Genomic DNA, 6,248 nt, shown 5'->3' with positions numbered 1-6,248 from the left:
GATGAAGCCGATCCGTTCATCGTGATCAGGGACATCGAGATAGGCATAGCCCAGCTCGATGCTGATGCCACGCGCCTTCTCTTCGGGCAGGCGGTCGGTGTCCACACCCGTCAGCGCACGCACGAGCGTGGTCTTGCCGTGGTCGATGTGGCCGGCGGTTCCCACGATCACGCCAGGGCCTCCTTCAACAAGGCGAGCTGAGAGGTCAGCAGCGCGGGCTCTTCGAGGCAGCGCAGGTCCAGCAGCAGCCGGTTGTCCTGCACGCGGCCGATGACGGGTCGTGGCAGCTCGCGCAGCGCGGTGGCCAGCGCTTCAAGCRTGCGGCCGCGGCCGTCGACCGCGCTGATTGCCAGGCCGGCAGACGGCAGCCGCTCGACAGGGAGTGAGCCAGAGCCGATCTGGCTCTGCAGTGCCACCGTCTCGACGGTGAAGCGCGGCGCGACAGCGGCGGCGATCTCGAGCAGCAGGCGTTGGGCCAGCGCGGCGATCTGGTCCTGAGGCCTCGTCAACAGGCGCAACGTGGGCAGGTCCCGCGCCAGCCTTTCGGGCCGCAGATAGAGCCGCAGCGTGGCCTCCAGCGCCGCGAGGGGCAGCTTGGACAGGCGCAGCGCGCGCTTCATCGGGTACTTGCGGATCCTGCCGACCGCCGCGCGGCTGCCGACGATGAGGCCGGCCTGCGGGCCGCCGAGCAGCTTGTCGCCGCTGAAGGTGACGACATCGCAGCCGGCCGCGAGCATGGCCTGGGGCAGCGGCTCGGCGGGCAGGCCGTAGGCGGCCAGATCCACCAGCGCGCCGCTGCCGAGGTCGGTCATCAGGGGCAGGCCGGCGGCATGCGCGATGGGCGCCAGCGTGGCCTCGTCCACCGCCGCCGTGAAGCCCTGCACCTGGTAGTTGCTGGTGTGCACCTTGACGATCAGCCCGGTGCGCGGCGTGATGGCCTGCTCGTAGTCGCGCGGGTGGGTGCGGTTGGTGGTGCCCACCTCCACCAGCGTCGCGCCGGCCGCGGCCATCACGTCGGGCAGGCGGAAATGCCCGCCGATCTCGACCAGCTCGCCGCGCGACACGATGGCTTCCTTGCCATGGGCCAACGCGGCAATGCCCAGCAGCACGGCCGCGGCGTTGTTGTTGACGACGGTGGCGGCCTCCGCGCCGGTCAGCTCGCACAGCAGGGCTTCGATCAGTTCGTCGCGGTCGCCGCGGCCACCCGCGGCAAGGTCGAACTCGAGGTTGTTGGGCGAACCCATCAGCGCCAGCACCTGCTGCAGCGCGGCGTCGGCCAGCAGGGAGCGGCCGAGGTTGGTATGGATGACGGTGCCGGTCAGGTTGAGCACGGCGCGCATGGCGGGCCGCATGCGGGCCTGCACGCGGGCGGCGAGCGCGGCGGGCAGGCCGTCCAGGTCCGAACGGGTCAGCGCGCCGGCCAGGGCCTGGGTGCGCAGCGCGTCCAGCAGCGCCCTCGCCTCCTTGGCGACCAGCGTGTGGCCATGCTCGGCCACCAGCGGCGCGGCTTCGCGCAGCAATCTGTCCAGGGCCGGGAGGTCTTTTGGACTTGCCTTGGAACCGTGGACCACGGATTCGTCGGGCGCAGCCATCAGTGCTCTCGTCCTGGCGGCGGTGCCTCGTCCGGCTCGCCGAGCAGCAGCAACAGGTTGACGCCATGCGGATGCAAGCCGGCTTCGCCGACCAGCAGGTCCAGCGTCAGGCTGGCGAGGTCGTCGGCGACGGGCTCGACGCCGTTGTCGCGCGCCGGGTGCATCAGCTTCAGGTAGTGGCCGCACTCGCTGCAGCACTCGGCCTGCACGACGGCGCCGGTGGTGGTCGAGGCGCCATCGGCCGCGACCAGGCTTTGCAGCGAGATGCCCTTGGTGCTCTGGCAGTGCGTGCACTTGATGCGCACGTAATGCCATTGCGTGGCGCACAGGCCGCAGGCGAGATAGCGCGCGCCCTCGGCGCCGAGGCGTTCCAGCGAGGCGACCGGGCGGGAGCCACAGCAGGGGCACAGCGTGGGGTCGTCGGTGCGGCCGAAGGGCGGCACGGGCGCGTCGACATGCGCGGCATAGGTCTGCCGCACGAGGCGCGTGAAATGCAGTTGCAGGCCAGCGGCGATCAGCGGTGCTCTGGCCAGGTCCAGCCCCAGCATGACGCCGGACAGCAGGCGGCCGGCCTGGGTCTCCAGTTGCTCGTCGCTGGCGGCGGCGAGTTGCAGCGCGGCAGCCTTGGCGGGACCGTCGGGCAGGCGGCGGGCCAGGTCGGTCAGCAGGGCACGCAGCGAGTCGCGCCAGATGGGCTCGCGCGGCCAGGTTTCGGCCGGCAGCAGCGGCGCGCCGGCACGGGCGGCGGCGTCGATGTCGTCCGGTGTGGGCAGCGGCACGGCAACCTGGGCCGACAGCGCGCGGTGCTGGGCGTCGGCCAGCTCGGCGACGAAGCGCAGGAAGTCGCCCATGGCATGCCCGTCGGCCAGCGCGCGCAGACGCAGCGCGCGATCGGCAAACACGCCGGGCTCGGGCAGGTGCAGAAAGCTCAGTTGCTCGCCGGCGCGAACGGCGATCTCTTCCGGGCTGAGGATCTTCTGCGGGTTACCGACGGTCATTGGTCATTTCGCGATGCCATAGCGCGTGATTCTGGCGCGCCCAGCCCTCGGTCACCGTGCCGCGCGTCATGGCGCGCAGCGAGCCCCTGACCCAGATGGCCGCGTAGACGTGCACGATGACGGTCAGGATCAGCACCGTGGCCGACAGCGCATGCAGCACGACGGCGATGCGCCGCGCCAGGATGGGGAAGCTGTCGGCGAACCAGGGCTGCCAGAAGATGAAGCCGGTCAGCACCAGCACAAACAGGCTGGCGGCCATGAGCCAGAACACCACCTTCTGCCCCCCGTTGTAGCGGCCCACGGGCGGCATGTGGCTCTTGTCGCCGCGCAGCATGCCGCCGCTGTGCCTCATCCATTCCTTGTCCGCCTCAGTCATGCGGTTGTGCCGCCACAGCTTCATGAACATGACGATGAAGCACAGCGCCATCACCACTCCCATGAAGGGATGCAGGATGCGCGCCCAGGTGCCGCCGCCAAACAGCGCGGTCAGGAAGTAGAAGGCGGGGTGGAAGAAGGCCAGGCCCGAGAGGCCGGCGCCGAGGAAGAACAGCACGATCAACCAGTGGTTGGTGCGGTCGCCAGCGCTGTAGCGCTGCAGAAGGCGGGTTGCCATGGTGCGCTCCTGTCAGGCGGTGGGGTGGTCGGCATCGTCACGGGCGACGTTGCGGTCCGCTTCGGGGTCGTCCGGGTCCTCGATGGGGCCCACGCGCGTGTAGTGGAAGAAGCCCGCGATGACCGCGCCGATCATGGCCGCAACAGCCAGCGGCTTGGCCGCCCCCTTCCACAGCCACACCAGCGGGCTGATCTTCGGGTCCTTGGGCAGGCCGCTGTAGAGCTCGGGCTGGTCGGCATGCTGCAGCACATAGACAACGTGGGTGCCGCCCACGCCCGGCGGGTCGTACACGCCCGCGTTCGCGTAGCCGCGCTCCTTCAGGTCGACGACGCGTTCGGCGCCGTAGTCCAGCATGTCCTCCTTGGTGCCGAAGCGGATGGCGCCGGTCGGGCAGGCCTTGGCGCAGGCCGGCTCCAGGCCGACGCCGACGCGGTCGGAACACAGGCTGCACTTGTAGGCCTTGCTGTCGACCTTGCTGATGCGCGGCACGTCGAAGGGGCAGCCCGTCACACAGTTGCCGCAGCCGATGCAGTGCTCGGAGATGAAGTCGACGATGCCGTTGGTGTACTTGACGATGGCACCGGGCGCCGGGCAGCTCTTCAGGCAGCCCGGGTCCTCGCAGTGCATGCAGCCGTCCTTGCGGATCAGCCATTCCAGCTTGTCTTTCTCGACCTCCACTTCGGAGAAGCGCATGACCGTCCAGCTTTGCGGCGTCAGGTCGCGTGGGTTGTCGTAGGTGCCGTGGTTGTCGCCGACGTCGTCACGCAGGTCGTTCCACTGCATGCAGGCCACCTGGCAGGCCTTGCAGCCGATGCAGGAGGACACGTCGATGAGCTTGGCGACCTCGGCCACATGCTTGCGGGCCTGGGTCGATGGCGTCGTGGTGGCCGAGCGCTTGGCAATGTCGAGGGATTGAAGTGAAGACATGACGTGTTCCCTCAGGCTTTCTCAAGGTTCACGGTGAAGCTCTTGAACTCCGGCGTCTGCGTGTTCGCGTCGCCCACGAAGGGGGTCAGCGTGTTGACCAGATAGCCGGGCTTGGCCACGCCGACAAAGCCCCAGTGGTTGGGCAGGCCCACGGTGTGGATGCGCTTGCCGTCCACGTCCAGCGAAGGGATGCGCTTGGTGACAACGGCCACGGCCTTGATGAAGCCGCGGTTGCTGCTCACCTTGACCCAGTCGCCGTTGGCGACGCCCTTTTCCTTGGCCAGCTCCTCGCCGATCTCGACGAACTGCTGCGGCTGCAGCACGGCCGACGTCAGCACGTTCTTGGTCCAGTAGTGGAAGTGCTCGGTGAGCCGGTAGCTGGTGGCCACGTAAGGGAAGTCCTTGGGCGTGCCGAAGGCCTCCATGTCGCCCTTGAAGACGCGCGCGGCCGGGTTGGACTTGGCCTTGGCGTTGCCCGGATGCATGGGGTTGTTGGCCAGCGGCGTCTCGAAGGGCTCGTAGTGCTCGGGCAGCGGGCCGTCGACCAGGCCGGTCGGTGCAAACAGCCGCGCCACGCCCTCGGCAGTCATGATGAAAGGCCGCACCGCGTCGGCATCGGTCGGGTTGGCGTCGGGCCGGATGTCGGGCACGTCGGAGCCGCCCCAGCGTTCGCCGTTCCAGGCCATCAGCCGGCGCTTGGGGTTCCAGGGCTTGCCGGTCGGGTCGCAGGAGGCGGCGTTGTAGAGCACGCGGCGGTTGGCCGGCCAGGCCCAGGCCCAGGCCAGCGTCTGGCCGATGCCGTAGGGGTCGGCGTTGTCGCGCCGGGCCATCTGGTTGCCGGCCTGCGTCCAGGCGCCGGCGTAGATCCAGCAGCCGCTGGACGTGCTGCCGTCGTCGCGCAGCAGGCCGAAGCCGCTGAGCTGCTCGCCTGCCTTGGCCAGCACCTTGGTCGCGTCCTTGGGGTCGGTCACGTCGGCCAGGGCCTTGCCGTTGTACTCCTTGGCCAGCTCCTCGGCCGAGGGGTTGGTGGGCTGCAGATAGGGCCAGCTCAGGTTGACGATGGGGTCGGGGAAGGCACCGCCCTCCTTCACATAGGCCGCCTTCATGCGCATGAACAGCTGCGCAATGATCTCGGGGTCGCCCTTGGCTTCGCCCGGCGGCTCGGCGCCCTTCCAGTGCCACTGCAGCCAGCGGCCGGAGTTGGTGAGGGACCCGTCCTCCTCCGCGAAGCAGGTGCTGGGGAAGCGGAACACCGTCGTCTGGATGTCCTCGCTCTTCACGTCGTTGTGCTCGCCGTGGTTCTTCCAGAACTCGGCGGTCTCGGTGTTGAGCGGGTCGATGATGACGAGGAACTTCAGCTTGGACAGGCCCGCGACGATCTTCTTCTTGTTGGGGAAGGAGCCGACCGGGTTGAAGCCCTGGCAGATGTAGCCGTTGAGCTTGCCCTGGCCCATCAGCTCGAAGGTCTGCAGCACGTCATAGCCCTTGTCCCACTTGGGCAGGTAGTGGTAGGCCCAGTCGTTCTCGGCGGTGGCGGCCTTGCCCCACCAGGCCTTTTGCTGGCTGACGAAGAACTTGGGATAGTTCTGCCAGAAGCTCATCTGGCCAGGGCGCAGTGGTTTGAGTGCGCGGGTCTTGTAGTAGGTCTCCAGGTCCTGCTCGCTGTCGCGGGCCAGGCTCATATAGCCCGTCAGCGACGTGGACAGCAGGCCCAGGTCGGTCAGGCCCTGGATGTTGGAGTGGCCGCGCAGCGCATTCATGCCGCCGCCGGGCAGGCCGATGTTGCCCAGCAGCAGCTGCATGATGGCGCCGGTGCGGATCATCTGCGAGCCCTGGCTGTGCTGTGTCCAGCCCAGGGCGTACATGATGGTCATGACCTTGTTGGGCCTGGACGTCTCCGCGATCATTTCGCAGACCTTGAGGAACTTGTCCTTGGGCGTGCCGGTGATCTTGCTGACCTGCTCGGGCGAGTAGCGCGAGTAGTGCGCCTTCATGATGTTGAGCACGCAGCGCGGGTGCTCCAGCGTCGGGTCGACCTTGGCGAAGCCCTTGTCGTCGAGCTCGTAGCCCCAGCTCTTGTTGTCGTAGCGGCGCTTGGCCTCGTCGTAGCCGCTGAAG

The 6,248-nt window shown here is 68.5% G+C and carries 6 protein-coding genes; all 6 read right to left on the bottom strand.

Translation table 11 applies throughout. The annotated features are described in order from the left end of the window. Window positions 1-171 (bottom strand): GTP-binding protein (locus tag ACXJKR_RS21505; RefSeq protein WP_457324557.1); only part of this gene is annotated, 171 nt, incomplete at its 3' end. Then, on the bottom strand, window positions 168-1,592 hold the full coding sequence (gene selA / locus ACXJKR_RS21500) for an L-seryl-tRNA(Sec) selenium transferase (protein WP_457324556.1): 1,425 nt from the start codon (window positions 1,590-1,592) through the stop codon (window positions 168-170). The genes selA and ACXJKR_RS21505, both read right to left, overlap by 4 nt. Beyond that, window positions 1,592-2,590, bottom strand: coding sequence for a formate dehydrogenase accessory protein FdhE (gene fdhE / locus ACXJKR_RS21495; RefSeq protein WP_457324555.1), 999 nt, complete (start codon window positions 2,588-2,590; stop codon window positions 1,592-1,594). The genes selA and fdhE overlap by 1 nt, the downstream gene beginning before the upstream one ends. Beyond that, window positions 2,577-3,203 carry a formate dehydrogenase subunit gamma gene (locus ACXJKR_RS21490; RefSeq protein ID WP_457324554.1) on the bottom strand — a complete coding sequence of 209 codons (627 nt, stop codon included), beginning with the start codon at window positions 3,201-3,203 and terminating at the stop codon, window positions 2,577-2,579. The genes fdhE and ACXJKR_RS21490 overlap by 14 nt, the downstream gene beginning before the upstream one ends. Before the next feature lie 12 nt (window positions 3,204-3,215). Beyond that, complete coding sequence (gene fdxH, locus ACXJKR_RS21485) at window positions 3,216-4,130, bottom strand: formate dehydrogenase subunit beta (RefSeq protein WP_457324553.1); 915 nt, start codon at window positions 4,128-4,130, stop codon at window positions 3,216-3,218. A gap of 11 nt (window positions 4,131-4,141) precedes the next feature. After that, window positions 4,142-6,248, bottom strand: a 2,107-nt coding sequence (fdnG, locus tag ACXJKR_RS21480) for a formate dehydrogenase-N subunit alpha (RefSeq protein ID WP_457324552.1), incomplete at its 5' end; no start/stop codon positions are given.

The sequence above is a fragment of the Roseateles sp. P5_E11 genome (assembly GCF_054049355.1).
Note: the sequence above shows the minus strand (reverse complement) of the source record. Positions and strands in the feature narration are given on the sequence as shown.

Coding starts and splice junctions, on each gene's coding strand:
- fdhE (WP_457324555.1), bottom strand. CDS start 2,590: ATGACCGTCGGTAACCCGCAGAAGATCCTCAGCCCGGAAGAGATCGCC.
- ACXJKR_RS21490 (WP_457324554.1), bottom strand. CDS start 3,203: ATGGCAACCCGCCTTCTGCAGCGCTACAGCGCTGGCGACCGCACCAAC.
- fdxH (WP_457324553.1), bottom strand. CDS start 4,130: ATGTCTTCACTTCAATCCCTCGACATTGCCAAGCGCTCGGCCACCACG.